We start from the raw sequence: 15,579 nt of genomic DNA, 5'->3' as shown, positions 1-15,579 counted from the left end.
CGCCCGTCAGCCGCTGGCAGCACCGGCGGTCCCGGCCGCCAGGCCGTACCGCACGGCGTCGTGCAGGGCGAGCCACGAGGCCTCGATGACGTTCGAGTGCACGCCCACGGTGGTCCACTCCCGTTCGCCGTCGGACGTCGTGATGAGCACCCGCGTCACGGCGTCCGTGCCCTCCTCCGCGCCGGGCAGGATGCGCACCTTGTAGTCGACCAGTTCCATCGCGTCGAGCTGGGGGAACGCCGAGCGCAGCGCCGAGCGGAGCGCGCGGTCGAGGGCGTGGACCGGGCCGTTGCCCTCCTCGGTGGAGATGACGCGGCGGCCGCCCGCGTGCACCTTGACCGTGGCCTCGACCACCGATCCCGTCGGTGAGGAGTCGATGATCGCCCGCCACGACTCGACGACGAACGGCTCGACCGGCTCACCCATCGCGTCGCGCACGAGCAGTTCGAACGACGCGTCGGCTGCCTCGTAGGACCAGCCGACCGCTTCGCGTTCCTTCACCGTCGTCACCACCGAGCCGACGACCTCCGGCCGCCCGGACACGTCGACGCCCAGTTCGGCCGACTTCAACTCGACCGAGGCGCGCCCGGCCATCTCGGTGACGAGGATGCGCTGGTCGTTGCCGACGACCGACGGGTCGAGGTGGTTGTAGAGCTCGGGGCTGACCTTGATGGCCGAGGCGTGCAGCCCGGCCTTGTGGGCGAACGCCGAGACACCCACGTACGGGGCGTGGGAATCCGGCGCCAGGTTGGCGATCTCGGCGATGGCGTGCGCGACGCGCGACATCTCGGGGAGCGTCCCGGTCGGCAGCACGTCACGGCCCATCTTCGTGACCAGACCTCCGATGACCGCGAAGATGTCGGCGTTGCCGGCCCGCTCGCCGTACCCGTTGGCCGTGCCCTGCACGTGGGTGACGCCCGCGTCGACCGCGGCGAGCGTGTTGGCGACCGCGCAGCCGGTGTCGTCCTGGGTGTGGATGCCGAGCCGGATCCCCGTGCGCTGCCGCACGGCCGTCACGACGTCGTGGATCCCCATCGGCAGCATGCCGCCGTTGGTGTCGCACAGGACGCCGACGTCGGCGCCCGCGGCCATCGCGGCGTCGAGCACGCGCACGCCGTAGTCGGGGTCGTGGCGGTAGCCGTCGAAGAAGTGCTCGCAGTCGACGAACACCCGCCGCCCCTCGGCGCGCAGGAACGACACGGTGTCGCCGACCATCGCGAGGTTCTCCTCGAGCGTGGTGCGCAACGCCCGCTCGACGTGCCACACGTCGGACTTCGCGACCAGGGTGACGACCGGGGCACGCGAGTCGAGCAGCGCGCGCACCTGGGCGTCGTCCTCGACCCTCACCCCGGCCTTGCGCGTGGCGCCGAACGCCACGAGTTGCGCGTGTTCGAGCTTGAGCTCGCCGTCGGCCGCCCGCGCGAAGAACTCGGTGTCCTTGGGCATCGCGCCCGGCCAGCCGCCCTCGATGAACCCGACACCGACCTGGTCGAGCAGCCGGGCGACGGCGAGCTTGTCGCCCACCGAGTAGCTGATGCCCTCGCGCTGAGCACCGTCGCGCAGCGTGGTGTCGAAGACGTGGAAGAGGTCGGTCTGCATGGCTGTCCTTCGTTCTCACGGGCTCTGACAAACAGAAAACCCCCCGCCCGGAGGGCGGAGGGTTGAGCGCGTCGGCGTGGTGCTGGCTGCCGACGCGCTAGGCGATGATGATGATCGCGGAGTGACGCACGGCCTCAGTGTGACACAGCATCACCGTTCAGGACACCGCTGCTGCGAGCCGGTCGCCGACCTCGCTGGTCGATCCCGGCGCCTTCGGATCGCGGCCGGCGAGGTCGGCCGCCACCGCGGCTTCCACCTTCGCCGCGGCCGCGTGGTCGCCGACGTGCTCGAGCAGCATCGCCGCCGAGAGCACCGCCGCGGTCGGGTCGGCCTTGCCCTGGCCCGCGATGTCGGGTGCGCTGCCGTGGACCGGCTCGAACATCGAGGGGTTGATGCGCGAGACGTCGAGGTTGCCGCTCGCCGCGAGGCCGATGCCACCGCTGATCGCCGCGGCGAGGTCGGTGATGATGTCGCCGAACAGGTTGTCGGTGACGATGGTGTCGAACCGACCCGGGTCGGTGGTGAAGAAGATCGTCGTGGCGTCGACGTGCTGGTAGGCGGTCGTCACGTCGGGGAACTCGGTCGCCACCCGGTCGAAGATCTTCTTCCAGAGACCCCCGGCGAACACGAGCACGTTGGTCTTGTGCACCAGCGTGAGGTGCCGGCGCGGACGCGCCTGGGCGCGGCTGAACGCGTCGCGCACGACCCGCTCGATGCCGAAGGCGGTGTTGACGCTGACCTCGTTGGCGACCTCGTGGACCGTTCCCGTGCGCAACGATCCGCCGACCCCCGCGTACGGACCCTCGGTGCCCTCGCGGATCACGAGCATGTCGATGGTGGGGTCGCCCGCCAGCGGGCCGGTGACGCCGGGGTAGAGCTTGGCCGGGCGCAGGTTGACGTGGTGGTCCAGCGCGAAGCGCAGCTTCAACAGCAGGCCGCGCTCGAGCACACCGCTGGGGACGGACGGATCGCCGATCGCGCCGAGCAGGATGGCGTCCTGACCGCGCAGTTCCTCGAGGACCGAGTCCGGCAGCGTCTCGCCGGTGCGGTGCCAGAACGCCGCGCCGAGGTCGTAGTGCGTGGCGTCGACGCCCGCGCCGACCGCTTCGAGCACCTTGACCGCCTCGGCCGTGACCTCGATACCGATGCCGTCGCCGGGGATGACCGCGAGCTTCATGCGCCCGACCGTAGCGAATCCCATCCCACGTCCCACGATGTGGGAAGAGCTGGCGTCGTCTTGGCGGCGGCGCCAGCACCGGGCGGACCGCTCACGGGAGCAGCACAGGGTCGCGACCGCCCGCCAGCATCGTCACCACCCGCCCGGCCAGGTCGTCGGCCCGAGCCAGCCGGACGATCTGCGCGGCGACCTCGGACGGCGGCACCAGCGGCGGCGTGGCGGCACGCTCGGCCTCCGGGAGCTCGGCCCACTGCTGCTGCGCCCGGGGCAGCCCGATCCACCCCGGCACGACGCAGGTGACGCGCACCCCGAACCGCTCGCGCCAGTCGGCCACCGCGGTCGTGAACCGGATCAGCCCGGCCTTGGCCGCGCCGTACTCCGGCGAGCCGTACGCCCCGGTCTCGACACCGGCGCTCGACGCGACGTTGACCACCGCTCCCCCACCCCGGGCCAGCTGCGGCAGGCACAGCTGGGTCAGCGCCATCGGTGTCAGCAGGTCCAGTTCCAGCGCGGCCCGCCACGCCGCGGCATCGGCCGCGGGGTACTGCGCGCCACCGCGCGACCAGCCGCCGGCGTTGTTCACGAGGACGTCGATCCCGCCGAGGTCCTCGGCGGCCTGCACCAGCCGTGCCCGCCCGGCGTCGGTCGTGACGTCGGCGGTCAGGACACCCGGCCCGGGTGTGAGGTCGACGGCGACCACCCGGGCGCCCGACCCGGCGAACGCGGCGACGACGACCGCCCCCAGCCCCGACCCGCCGCCCGTGACGACGACGACCTTCCCCGTGAGGTCCACGCCCACGATCCTGGACCCCGGGTCCGACACGGCACTCCAGGAGTCTGCGCCGGGTCAGGAGGCGTCCCCAGCACCGCTCAGACTCCAGGAGTCCGGTCCGACACCGATAGGTTCCGCGTCGTGGAGCGCAGCCAGCCGTACCTCGCTGGCCTGATCACCGCCCTCGTCGGGTTCACCAGTTCGTTCACTGTGGTGTTGGCCGGGCTGCGGGCGGTCGGCGCGACCGAGCGGCAGGCGGCGTCCGGGCTGCTCGCCCTGTCGGTCGCGATGGGCCTGGTCGCGATCGTCATGAGCTGGCGCCGGCGGATCCCGGTGAGCATCGCGTGGTCCACGCCCGGCGCGGCGCTGCTCGGCGCCACCGGCGCCCTGAGCGGCGGGTACGGGACGGCGATCGCCGCGTTCCTGCTGTGCGGGGTGCTGCTGCTCGTGACAGGGCTGTGGCCCGCGCTCTCCCGGCTCGTGGCGGCCATCCCCCGCTCCCTCGCCAACGGCCTGCTCGCCGGGGTCCTGCTCGAGCTGTGCCTGGCTCCGGTGCGGGCGGTCGTGGACCGGCCGGCACTGGCCATCCCCGTGGTGCTCGTCTGGCTGGCGCTGACCCGGCTCGCACGGCGCTGGGCGGTGCCCGGGGCGTTGGTCGTGGCGCTGGTCGAGATCGGCGTCACCTCGCGTGACGCCGAGTTCGGTTCGTTCGCGCCGGTGCTGACCTGGACGGCACCGCACCCGGCGTTCGCGGCCGTCACCCTGGGCGTCTCGCTGTACCTGGTGACGATGGCCGCCCAGAACCTGCCGGGCGTGGCGGTGCTCGAGAGCTTCGACTACGAGGCGCCGCTCGCGCCGGCCCTGCGCAACACCGGCCTCGCCACGGTCGTCGCGGCCCCGTTCGGGGCGATCGCGGTCAACCTCGCGGCGATCAGCGCCGCGCTCTGCGCCGGGCCCGAGGGCGGCGACGACCGCTCCCGCCGGTGGATCGGTGCCGCCACCGCCGGCGGCATCTACATCGTGTTCGGCCTCGCCGCGGGGGCGTTGAGCTCGTTCATCGCGGTGGCACCGGCCGTCCTGGTCGAAGCCGTGGCGGGCCTCGCCCTGCTGGCCACCCTCGGCGGCGCACTCGCCGCGACCGTCGCCGACGACGGTCGGACCCCGCGCGAGGCGGGTGTCCTGACGTTCCTGGTCACCGCCTCGGGCATCCAGGTCGCGGGGATCGGCGCGCCGCTGTGGGGCCTGCTCGCCGGTCTGGTCGTCACCTTCTGGCTCCGCCGCCGACCATCCCCGAATTCTGTGTAGTCCTGCGTCCCACGGACGCAGAAGAACACAGAATCCGGTCGTTTCCGAAGGTCAGTGGCCGGCGAGGGGGTCCTGCGGGGCGGAGCCGGTGTCGTCGCCGTCGTCGTCCGGCACGAGGTCCTCGCGCTTGAGCGGGCGCCACAGCCGCCAGGCCACGAACACCAGGCCGAGGACGACCATGCCGATGCCGGTCCAGAGGTTGATGCGGACGCCGCTCGCCTTGTCCAGCTCCGCCTGGCCGTCGAGGGCCCCGACGACGATCAGCAGGATCCCGAACACGATGAAGATCCCGGCGATGAGCTCGCGCAGGTCGAACAGCCGGTTCGAGGCGTTGCTCTCGCCCCCTGTGGTCTTGTCGGTGCTCACGCGATCACCCTTCCGCTCCGTGTCGCTCACACCGTCACCAGCACGCTCGCGCCGACGGTCAGGACCCCGATGATCCCGGCCAGCACCCACACGTTGGTGTACCAGTGGTCACTGCTGGTGTCGACGAGGTCGGTCGGCGCCTTGCCCCAGACCAGGCCGTCGAGTTCTTTCTCCGGCTTGGGCGCGGTCACCAGCGTGACCCCGATCGAGACCACGAGGTCGACGACGAACGCCACGATGGCCTGGTAGAAGTTCTGGCTCTGCGAGGACTCGATGTGCACGAGGATCCCCGAGCCGTTGATCCAGCCGACGAACGAGAAGTGGGCGATGACCGCGCCCAGGGTGCCGGTGACCAGACCCCAGAAGCCCGCCCACGGCGACATCCGCTTCCAGAACAGACCCAGCAGGAAGGTCGCGAACAGCGGGGCGTTGAAGAACGAGAACAACAACTGGATGTAGGTGAACAGGTTGCTGAAGCCGGAGGCGATGAACGCCGTCCCGACGCCGATCGCGACCCCGATGACCGTGACCCAGCGCCCCACCGAGAGGTAGTAACGGTCGCTGCGGTCCTTGACGACGTAAGCCCGCCAGACGTCGTAGGTCCAGACGGTGTTGAACGAGGAGATGTTCGCGGCCATGCCGGCCATGAAGGCGGCCAGCAGACCGGTGAGCGCCAACCCGAGCACGCCGTTCGGGAGGATGTCCTGGATGAGGTACGGGATGGCGTCGTTGTAGGTGTACATCGCGTTCGGCCCCGTGCCGATCTTGTCGCCGAGCAGCGACAGCACGATGAGGCCCGGGATGACGGTGATGATCGGGATGAAGATCTTGGGGAACGCGCCGATGAGCGGCGTGCGCCGGGCGGCCGAGAGGTCACGGGCCGACAGGCCGCGCTGGACCTCGGCGAAGTTGGTCGTCCAGTAGCCGAAGCTCAGCACGAACCCGAGCCCGAACACGATGCCGATCCAGTCGCCCAGCGGGTTGGTCGGCGTGCCGACGTGGGTCCCGGCCCAGGTGGCGAGCTTGGCCGGGCCGTCGTCCATCGTCGCGATCTTGTCCTTGAGACCGTTCCAGCCGCCGACCTTGACCAGGCCGACCACGACCAGCGGCACCAGGCCCGCGATGATCATGAAGAACTGCAGGACCTCGTTGTAGATCGCGCCCGACAACCCGCCGAGGGTGATGTACACGAGCACGATGGCCGCCGAGACGACGATGGCCAGCCAGAGCGACCAGCCGAGCAACGCCTTGATGACCAGGGCCAGGGCGTACAGGTTGACGCCGGCGGTGAGCACACCCGAGGCCGCGAAGGTCAGGCCGTTGAACAGGTGGGTGGCGTTGTTGAACCGGCGGCGCAGGTACTCGGGCACCGAGTGCACCCGGCTGCCGTAGTAGAACGGCATCATCACCAGGCCGAGGAACACCATGGCCGGGACGGCGCCGATCCAGTAGAAGTGCACCGTCGAGATGCCGAACTGGGTGGCGTTCGCCGCGTTGCCGATGATCTCGATCGCGCCGAGGTTCGCCGAGACGAACGCCAGACCGGTGATCCACCCGGGCAGCGAGCGCCCCGAGAGGAAGAAGTCGTCCGAGGTCGCGATGGCCCGGCGGGCGAGCAGACCGATGGCGATGACGACCGCGAAGTACGCGATGAGGATGACGTAGTCGACCGCGTTGACGGACAGCCGCAGACCGTCGGTACTTGTCACACGTCCTGCCTACCCCCTTCTGTCCCGATTCCCAACACCGGGGTGGGCAGACAGCTACGCCCCGGGTCCGACGGGACCCGGGGCGTGACCGTTGCAGGGTGCGTCAGCGGGCGGCGGTGCCCTCGGTGTAGTCGTCGCTGCTCTCGACCCAGCTCATGAGCCCGCGCAGCTTGGCGCCGGTGACCTCGATCGGGTGCTGCTCACCCTCGGCGCGCAGCCGCTTGAACTCGGGCGCGCCGGCGTCCTGGTCGGCGATGAAGCGGGCCGCGAAGGTGCCGTCCTGGATGTCGGAGAGGATGCCCTTCATCGACGCCTTGACGTGGTCGTCGACCACGCGCGGGCCGGAGACGTAGTCGCCGTACTCGGCGGTGTCGGAGACCGACCAGCGCTGCTTGGCGATGCCGCCCTCGTACATGAGGTCGACGATGAGCTTGAGCTCGTGCAGGCACTCGAAGTAGGCGATCTCCGGGGCGTAGCCCGCGTCGGTGAGGGTCTCGAAGCCCGCCATGACCAGCGCCGACATGCCACCGCAGAGGACGGCCTGCTCGCCGAAGAGGTCGGTCTCGGTCTCCTCGGTGAAGGTGGTCTTGATGGCGCCGGCGCGGGTGCCACCGATCGCCTTGGCGTACGACAGCGCGAGGTCGAACGCCGAGCCGCTGGCGTCCTGCTCGACCGCGACCAGCACCGGCACACCCTTGCCGTCGACGAACTGACGACGCACCAGGTGACCCGGGCCCTTGGGGGCGACCATGGAGACGTCGACGTCGGCCGGCGGCTTGATGTAGCCGTACCGGATGTTGAAGCCGTGGCCGAACATGATGGTCTTGCCGGGGGCGAGGTTCGGCTCGATGGCCTCGGCGTACAGGCCCCGCTGGGCGGGGTCCGGTGCGAGCACCATGATGACGTCGGCCTCGGCGCACGCCTCGGCGGGCGTGAGCACCCGCAGGCCCTCGTCCTCGGCCTTGCCGCGGCTGCGGGAGGTCTCGGGCAGCCCGACACGGACGTCGACGCCCGAGTCGCGCAGCGACAGCGCGTGGGCGTGGCCCTGGCTGCCGTAGCCGAGGACCGCGACCTTCTTGCCCTGGATGAGCGAGAGGTCGGCGTCGTCGTCGTAGAAGATCTCGACTGCCATGCTGGTGGTTCTCCTCTGGTTCTGTCAGGCGCTGCGCTCGACCGAGCGCAGCGTGGCTTGGATCATCGAACGCGGACCGCGGCCGAGCGCGACGGCCCCGGACTGCACGAGCTCACGGATACCGTAGGGCTCGAGCATCTTCACCATGGCGGCGAGCTTGTCGCGGGGGCCGGTGACCTCGATCGTCAGGGCCTCCGTGCCGACGTCCACGACCTTGGCCTTGAACAGCTCGACGGTCTCCAACACCCCGCGGCGGGTGGAGTCGTCGGCCCGCACCTTGATGAGCAGCAGCTCGCGCTCGACGGCCTGGCTGCGCTCCAACTCGACGATCTTGAGCACGTTGACCAGCTTGTTGAGCTGCTTGGTGACCTGCTCGAGGGCGTTGCTCTCTCCCTCGACCTCGACAACGATCGTGATCCGCGAGATCGCCGGGTGCTCGGTCGGGCCGACCGCGAGTGAGCTGATGTTGAAGCTGCGGCGGCTGAACAGGCCGGAGACCCGGGCGAGCACGCCGGGCTTGTCCTCGACCAGCACCGACAGGGTGTGCAGGCTCATCGGTCCTCTCCCAACATGAACGAGGTCAACGCTGCACAGTGCACCGTTGTCGTGTCGACGAACGGCACGGCGGCGTCGCCGTCGTGCAGCAGCAGGTTCTGCTCGGTGCAGCCGAGGATGACGGCCTCCGCCCCTTCGGCGACCAGCTTCTCGACGACGTCGAGGTAGAAGGTCTTCGACGCGGCCGAGACGACGTCGCGGGCGAGCTCGTCGTAGACGATGTCGTGCACCCGCTGCTGGTCGTCGGTGGACGGCACGACGACCTCGATCCCCCGTGCACCCAGCCGGTCCGGGAACATGCTGCTGCGCATGGTGAACCCGGTGCCGAGCAGGCCGACCTTCCGGTGCCCCGCCACGGCGTCGGCGGTGGCGTCGACCAGGTCGACGAACGTCGCATCGCCGATCACGGCCCGGACGTCGTCGGCCACGATGTGGGTGGTGTTCGCCCCGAGGGCGATGCCCTCGCAGCCGGCGTCGACCAGGCGCCGCGCGGCGTCGGCCAACACGCGCCCGACCCCCGGCCAGTCCTCGTCGTGCTGCAGCCGGGCCATCTCGCCGAACTCGACGGACCACAGCGTGACCGGTGCGCTGTGCAACCCACCGGCCGCGGCGGAGACGCTCGAGTTCAGGACCCGGTAGTAGTGCTCACTGGAGACCCAGCTCGTGCCACCGATGAGACCCAGCCGCCGCCAGGTGGCGGGGTCGGCCGCACTCACGTGTTCTCGCTGAAGTCGGGCCGGACGTCGCGGGCGGCCTGGATGTCGTCGTTGCTCGCGCCGGCGGCGACCATCGGCCACACCATGGCGTCCTTGCCGACGGTGAAGTCGACGACCACCGGGGCGTCGTCGATCGCCATGGCCTTCTCGATCGTGGCGTCGACGTCGGCCGCGCTCTCGCACCGCAGCCCCACGCACCCGAGCGCCTCGGACAGCTTGACGAAGTCGGGCACGCGCTTCTTGTGGTGGGTGCCGAGTTCGGTGTTGCTGTAGCGCTTGTCGTAGAACAGCGTCTGCCACTGGCGGACCATGCCGAGGTTGCCGTTGTTGATGAGGGCGACCTTGATCGGGATGCCCTCGATCGCGCAGGTCGCGAGCTCCTGGTTGGTCATCTGGAAGCACCCGTCGCCGTCGATGGCCCAGACCAACTTCTCCGGAGCGCCCACCTTCGCGCCCATCGCGGCGGGGACCGCGTAGCCCATGGTCCCGGCGCCGCCGGAGTTGAGCCAGGTGCGCGGGTTCTCGTACTGCACGAACTGGGCGGCCCACATCTGGTGCTGGCCGACGCCGGAGACGTACACCGCCTCGGGCCCGGCGATCGAGGACAGCCGCTCGATCACGTACTGCGGCGCGAGCGTGCCGTCGACCGGCTCGTCGTAGCCGAGCGGGTAGGTGTCGCGCCAGCCGTCGATGCGCTGCCACCAACCGCCGAGGTCGGCCTGGTGGCCCGCGGCGAACTCGGCGCGGACGGCCGCGAGCAGCTCGGTGATGACCTCGCGCGCGTCGCCGACGATCGGGACGTCGGCCGCGCGGTTCTTGCCGATCTCGGCCGGGTCGATGTCGGCGTGGATCACGGCGGCGTCGGGGGCGAAGGTGTCGAGCCGGCCGGTCACGCGGTCGTCGAAGCGGGTACCGAGCGCGATGAGCAGGTCGGCCTTCTGCAGCGCGGTGACGGCCGCGACCGTCCCGTGCATGCCGGGCATGCCGAGGTGCTGGCGGTGGGAGTCCGGGAACGCACCGCGCGCCATCAGGGTGGTGACCACGGGGATGCCGGTGAGCTCGGCGAGTTCCCGCAGCTGGGCGCTGGCCTCGGCCTTGATGACGCCGCCACCGACGTAGAGCACCGGGCGGCGGGCGCCGGCGATGAGCTTCGCGGCCTCGCGGACCTGCTTGCCGTGCGGCTTGGTGACCGGGCGGTAGCCGGGCAGGTCGAGGGTCGGCGGCCACGAGAACGAGGTCGCGGCCTGCAGGACGTCCTTGGGCAGGTCGACCAGCACGGGACCCGGCCGGCCGGTGGTGGCCAGGTGGAACGCCTCGGCGATGGTCCGCGGGATCGCCGCGGGGTCCTGCACGAGGAAGTTGTGCTTGGTGATCGGCAGGGTGAGGCCGGTGATGTCGGCTTCCTGGAAGGCGTCGGTGCCGATGAAGCTGCGCCCGACCTGCCCCGTGATCGCGACCATCGGGACCGAGTCCATGTAGGCGTCAGCGATGGGCGTCACGAGGTTCGTGGCACCGGGGCCCGAGGTGGCGATGCACACCCCGGCGCGCCCGGTGACCTGCGCGTAACCCTCTGCGGCGTGTCCTGCGCCCTGCTCGTGGCGGACGAGGATGTGCCGGACCCTGGTGGAGTCGTACAGCGGGTCGTACGCCGGGAGGATCGCTCCCCCGGGGATCCCGAACACGACGTCGGCCCCGACCTCCTCCAGCGAACGCACCAGCGACTGGGCTCCGGTGACGGACTGGTCGGCCGGGTTCGAGGCGGCGGTCATGACATCTCCTGCAGAGGAATCAGGCTCGGCGTGTGGTCGGACGTGCAACAAAAAACCCCCTGTGCCGGAGCACAGAGGGTTCAGCGTCTTGCGTGAGCGGTCGGCTCATGCAAGACGCTGATGGATGAGTACGAGGTGACGCACGAGCCAGACACTACCTCCCCCCGCAACCGGTGTCGACCGCAGGACACACAGAGTGGGACGTGGTGTCCACATGCTGGGACGGCGTCCGTTCCGGCACAATCCGTGACCATGACGGACGCTCCGGCACGGCCCGGGCCGTCGACACCCTCACCCCTCGCGCCGGCGGCCGGGGTCACGGCGCTGGTCGCCGTGGCCGCCTGGGTGCTCGCGCTGATCCGGCCGTGGGGCGACACGGGGGTCGGCCGCGCCGCCGCGTTGTCCGACGCGACGCCCGTGGCCCACGTGGTCGCGGTGGGCGTCGCCGCCCTCGCCGCGGTCGTGACGGTCGTGCTGGTCCGTCGCCGCCCCGCCCGTGTCGCACTCATCGCGGGCGTGGTCCTCACCGCTGTGGGCGCGGTCGCGCTCGTGGCCGTCCTCGCGGTGACGACCGCGCAGGTCTTCCCCCGTGACGCCGGGTGGTGGGCGATCGTCTCGACCGTCGCCACCACGGTCACGGGCGCGCTGCTCGTCGCGGCGACGCTGGCGCCGGTCCGCCACACCCGGGCCGACCTGCTGACCCTCGCGGTGGCCGTGGTGGTGCCGGTGGCACTCGTGGTCACCGGCGCTGTGGTGGCGCCGGGGTGGGCCGGGCACGTCGTGGACGGCTCCTCCCCCTCGACGTTCTCCGAGTCCCCCGGCCCCGCCACCGTCACGCGGGTGGCCTGGCGGCAGGACTTCGGCCCCGGGTCGACCTCGGCCGTCCTGGGCGGTCGGGTCGTGGTGGCCGAGGAGACCAACGACAGCGGGCGGTGCCGCCTCGACGTCCGGGCGCTCGACGCCGGGACGGGCGACGCGGTGTGGTCGTCGGCCCGGACGACCCGGTGCAACGGTCCGACGCTCGCCGCGCTCGACGGCAACAACTCCATCGTGCGCGTGACCCTGCGCGGACCTCGCTACGGCGGCGACGCCCGCACCGGACCGGCCACGTACCTCTACCTCGGCACCGAGGACGGCCGGATCCTGCAGCCGTCGTCCGCCCTCGACGCCGTGCGGTGGTGGACCGAGGGTTTCGGACTGGTCACCGACGGCGACAGTGTCCGCGGCCTCGACGCGACCACCGGCGTCACCATCTGGACCCGACCGCTCCCCCGATGCCGTGACGGCAGCAACGCCGCGGTGCAACTGCCGCCCGCACCCGAGCCGGGCCGTCTGGTCGCGCGGACCCCGTACGACCCGCTCACAGCCGTCCCCGGCTCGATGCAGGCCGCGGGCGTCGGCAACGACGTCGTCCTGGCACTGGACTGCGACGGGCTCCCGAGTGTGTGGCTGGTCGACGCGATCAACGGCCCCTCGAACGACCGGGTGGTGGCGCTGCCCGCCGAGCGCACCGCGGGCCCGACCACGTTCCTGCCGTGGCTCGACACGGTCGTCGCCGTCGTCCCGACGGCTGCCGCCACCTCGTCGTTGCACCCCGCAACGGTCTACGGCGTCACCGTCGCCACCGGCCGGGTGGCGTGGGCGCAGACCCTCGGGGACCTGACGTCGATCGACGTCTCGCCGGTCGACGGCCGCGTCTCGGTGTCGCGCATGGACGGCACCGGTCAGACGGTCGTCCTCGACGTCCACAGCGGCAGCGTCCTCGCCACCAGCCCGAACACACTGCCGTCGGCGACGGTCGCGCTGACCCAGGCCCGCCTCGAGTTCGGTACCGCCGGGTTGTCCGTCGAGGACGCGAAGAACGGCACCTCCGCCCTCCCTCTCCAGGACTGCGCGACGGTCGGAGGTGACGGCTCGGCCCTCGCGCTCGCCGGACCCGGCGGCGTCGCCGTCCGCTGCGGCAACGCCCCCTTCGGCCCCGGCAGCCTCGTGGTGGGCCTGGTTCCCTAGTCACCGACCCCGCGCCGCCAGCCTCTGAGAGGCTCGCTGTTGCGAGGGCCGCCTGCTGTTGCACAGTGAGCCGGTTTCGAGAGAACTACGAGTAGCGGTACCCGACTCCCGTGGGTGGTGCCGTGGACCAGTCCGCCCTGCGATGTCGAGTCACCCTGCGCTGGCCGTCTACCTGGTTGTGGTGCTCTGCCGACAAGAGCGGGCGGTGACCACAGGCAGGCGAACGGCGCGCGGCGGGTGCGCCGAGAGCGGGAGCTGGTCTGGTCCAGTCGACCATGCCGTCAGGTCGGGGACCCTCATCGCAGTTCTCTCGGAACTGGTGCACGGCGTGACCTTGGCGGACACGCGATGCGTGAGCAGTTCTCCGTTCGTCAGCGGCGGTTGCGCGAGGGTTGGGTTTCGAGAGAACTGCGAGTAGGGGTACCCGACTCCCGTGGATGGTCGACTGGACCAGACCGTCTCCCGCGGTCGGCTGGCGGTTCCGTTTCCCGCCTACCTGCTTGCAGTGCTGTTCCGAGAAGAGCGGGCGGTGACCACAGCCAGGTGAACGGCGCGCGGCGGGTGCGCCGAGAGCGGGAGCTGGTCTGGTCCCATCGACCATGCCGTCAGGTCGGGCACCCTCATCGCAGTTCTCTCGGAACTGGTGCCCGGCGTGACCGTCGCGGACACGCGATGCGTGAGCAGTTCCCCGTTCGTCAGCGCCGGTTGCGCGAGGGTTGGTTTTCGAGAGAAGTGCGAGTAGGGGTACCCGACTCCCGTGGATGGTCGACCGGACCAGACCGTCTCCCGCTCTCGGCGCGCGCGCCGCTCGCCGTCTGCCTGCTCGTGGTCACCTCGCGCGCTTGTCGGAACAGCACCACAAGCAGGCAAACAGGAAGCGGGACTCGTGTCGACACCGCAGGACGGACTGGTCCACCGCACCACCGACGGGAGTCGGGAACCCTCATCGCAGTTCCCTCGGAACCGATCCCCATCGGAGCCGGCGGCCGGAGAATCAGCAGCAAAGCATTGACCTTTCGGGTTCGACTGGTAGACTCGAACACATGCACGAATCGTTGACGGCCCTCGACAACTGGGTGCCGTGCGAGCCGGTCTTCCTCGAGACCGACGACGGATTCGTGCTCTCCGACCAGGCCAAAGCCATCCTCGCCGCGATGGACGCCGTCGAAGCTGACGGCAGCAAGCCGCTGTCGATGCTCGACCAGGTCGCAGCCCTGCGCGCTCAGGTCGACAAGCTGGCCGTGCTGATCCCCGCCGCGGTTCGCGAGGCCGAGGGGCACGAGGTCCTGGATGCGGTCCACGAACTGCAGGCCGCCGTCAACGTCATCGCTTCCTGCGATCAAGTCCTGATCGCGGAGATCGAACGACGACCCGACACCATCGAACGCACCGGCGCCCGCTCCACCGCCGCCTGGCTGGCCGGCGCGCTCCGCATCCGGCCCGCGGAGGCGAAACGACGCGTGCGCACCGCCAACGGCTGCGCCCCGCGCGTGACGTTGACCGGCGAACCACTGCCACCTGTGCGTCCGCACGTTGCCGCCGCCCAGAGCGCGGGGTTGATCACCGCGGACCACGCCCACACCATCGACCGGGCCCTGACCGCCCTCCCGGTCGGACTCCCGGTTGAGGTCGTCGACGCGGCCGAGCAGGCCCTGCTGAAGGTCGCCCGGGTGTACGACGCGTCCGATGTGGCGCAGCTCGGGCGGGACATCCGCGACCGGCTCGACCAGGACGGACCGGCGCCCCGCGACGAGCGACAGCGCCGCCGCCGCTCGTTACGGCTCACGCAGCACGACGACGGCGCGTGCGCCGCCCACGGGGACCTGACTGCCGGGCTGTTCGCGAAGCTGCAGACCGTCCTGAGTCCCCTCGCGGCCCCGCGACCCGACGACGGTCACGGCCCCGACACCCGCCCCGCCGACGTCCGCCTGCACGACGCCCTCGAAGAACTCTGCGACCGGTTCCTGCGCTCCGGCACCCTGCCCGACTCCGGCGGCGTCCCCACCACCCTCGTCGTCACCATGACCGTGCACGACCTCGAGACCCGCACCGGCCGGGTGCATACCAGCCACGGCGGGGACATGTCGGTGGCCGAACTGCTGAACCTGGCCGCCGAAGCCGAGGTCATCCCCGTCGTCCTCAACGACGCCGGCGGCGTCCTCAGTCACGGTCGGACGAGACGGCTCGCCAGCCCCGGACAGACCAAAGCGCTCATCGCAAGAGATGAGCACTGCAGCTTCCCCGGCTGTCGGATCCCACCGCAGTGGTGCCAACGACATCACGTCCTGGACTGGCTGTTCGACGGTGAGACCGAGATCGACAACCTCACCCTGCTGTGCGGTCACCACCACCGCAACTTCGGGCGCTGGGGCTGGACCTGCGAGATGCAAGACGGCGTGCCGTGGTGGACACCACCACCCGACGTCGACCCCACCCGAACACCGTTGCGCAACGCAACGGTGTGAGCAG

Annotated in this window: 12 protein-coding genes; 3 read left to right on the top strand and 9 right to left on the bottom strand. The window is 70.9% G+C overall.

Going from position 1 to position 15,579, the window contains the following annotated elements; genetic code table 11:
• Positions 1–6 precede the first annotated feature (6 nt).
• The 3 genes from cimA to ACXR2U_RS04745 form a co-directional block, all read right to left on the bottom strand.
• A complete protein-coding gene (gene cimA / locus ACXR2U_RS04755; RefSeq protein ID WP_458823785.1) occupies positions 7–1,599 on the bottom strand; it encodes a citramalate synthase in 1,593 nt (530 codons plus the stop codon).
• Positions 1,600–1,756: 157 nt separating this feature from the next.
• A complete protein-coding gene (locus ACXR2U_RS04750) occupies positions 1,757–2,776 on the bottom strand; it encodes a 3-isopropylmalate dehydrogenase (RefSeq protein WP_458823784.1) in 1,020 nt (339 codons plus the stop codon).
• Positions 2,777–2,867: 91 nt separating this feature from the next.
• Positions 2,868–3,569 carry an SDR family NAD(P)-dependent oxidoreductase gene (locus tag ACXR2U_RS04745; protein WP_458823783.1) on the bottom strand — a complete coding sequence of 234 codons (702 nt, stop codon included), beginning with the start codon at positions 3,567–3,569 and terminating at the stop codon, positions 2,868–2,870.
• A 120-nt stretch (positions 3,570–3,689) separates the two neighbouring features.
• On the opposite strand from ACXR2U_RS04745, the gene ACXR2U_RS04740 reads away from it, so the two are divergent.
• Positions 3,690–4,853 carry a benzoate/H(+) symporter BenE family transporter gene (locus tag ACXR2U_RS04740; RefSeq protein ID WP_458823782.1) on the top strand — a complete coding sequence of 388 codons (1,164 nt, stop codon included), beginning with the start codon at positions 3,690–3,692 and terminating at the stop codon, positions 4,851–4,853.
• 51 nt (positions 4,854–4,904) lie between these two features.
• Here ACXR2U_RS04740 and ACXR2U_RS04735 read toward each other — a convergent pair whose 3' ends face one another.
• The 6 genes from ACXR2U_RS04735 to ACXR2U_RS04710 all read right to left on the bottom strand — a co-directional run bounded on the left by ACXR2U_RS04735 (position 4,905) and on the right by ACXR2U_RS04710 (position 11,100).
• A complete protein-coding gene (locus ACXR2U_RS04735; RefSeq protein ID WP_458823781.1) occupies positions 4,905–5,219 on the bottom strand; it encodes a hypothetical protein in 315 nt (104 codons plus the stop codon).
• A gap of 26 nt (positions 5,220–5,245) precedes the next feature.
• Entirely contained in the window at positions 5,246–6,928 is a 1,683-nt protein-coding gene (locus tag ACXR2U_RS04730; RefSeq protein ID WP_458823780.1) for a sodium:solute symporter family protein, read from the bottom strand.
• Positions 6,929–7,031: 103 nt separating this feature from the next.
• Entirely contained in the window at positions 7,032–8,060 is a 1,029-nt protein-coding gene (gene ilvC, locus ACXR2U_RS04725) for a ketol-acid reductoisomerase (protein ID WP_458823779.1), read from the bottom strand.
• A gap of 24 nt (positions 8,061–8,084) precedes the next feature.
• Positions 8,085–8,615: an acetolactate synthase small subunit gene (gene ilvN / locus ACXR2U_RS04720; protein ID WP_458823778.1), complete on the bottom strand. Its 531-nt coding sequence runs from the start codon at positions 8,613–8,615 to the stop codon at positions 8,085–8,087.
• Positions 8,612–9,331 (bottom strand): aspartate/glutamate racemase family protein, encoded by a 720-nt coding sequence (locus ACXR2U_RS04715; protein ID WP_458823777.1) that lies wholly within the window; start codon positions 9,329–9,331, stop codon positions 8,612–8,614. The genes ilvN and ACXR2U_RS04715 overlap by 4 nt, the downstream gene beginning before the upstream one ends.
• Complete coding sequence (locus ACXR2U_RS04710) at positions 9,328–11,100, bottom strand: acetolactate synthase large subunit (RefSeq protein WP_458823776.1); 1,773 nt, start codon at positions 11,098–11,100, stop codon at positions 9,328–9,330. Before ACXR2U_RS04710 ends, ACXR2U_RS04715 begins: the two co-directional genes overlap by 4 nt.
• A 252-nt stretch (positions 11,101–11,352) precedes the next feature.
• Between ACXR2U_RS04710 and ACXR2U_RS04705 the strand changes: the two genes are divergently transcribed.
• Together ACXR2U_RS04705 and ACXR2U_RS04700 are read left to right on the top strand one after the other, a co-directional pair.
• On the top strand, positions 11,353–13,110 hold the full coding sequence (locus ACXR2U_RS04705) for a hypothetical protein (RefSeq protein ID WP_458823775.1): 1,758 nt from the start codon (positions 11,353–11,355) through the stop codon (positions 13,108–13,110).
• Positions 13,111–14,153: 1,043 nt separating this feature from the next.
• Positions 14,154–15,575 carry an HNH endonuclease signature motif containing protein gene (locus ACXR2U_RS04700; RefSeq protein WP_458823774.1) on the top strand — a complete coding sequence of 474 codons (1,422 nt, stop codon included), beginning with the start codon at positions 14,154–14,156 and terminating at the stop codon, positions 15,573–15,575.
• Positions 15,576–15,579 lie beyond the last annotated feature (4 nt).

It is taken from the genome of Jatrophihabitans sp. YIM 134969 (genome assembly GCF_054456675.1).
This window is presented reverse-complemented; position numbering and strand designations above follow the sequence as displayed.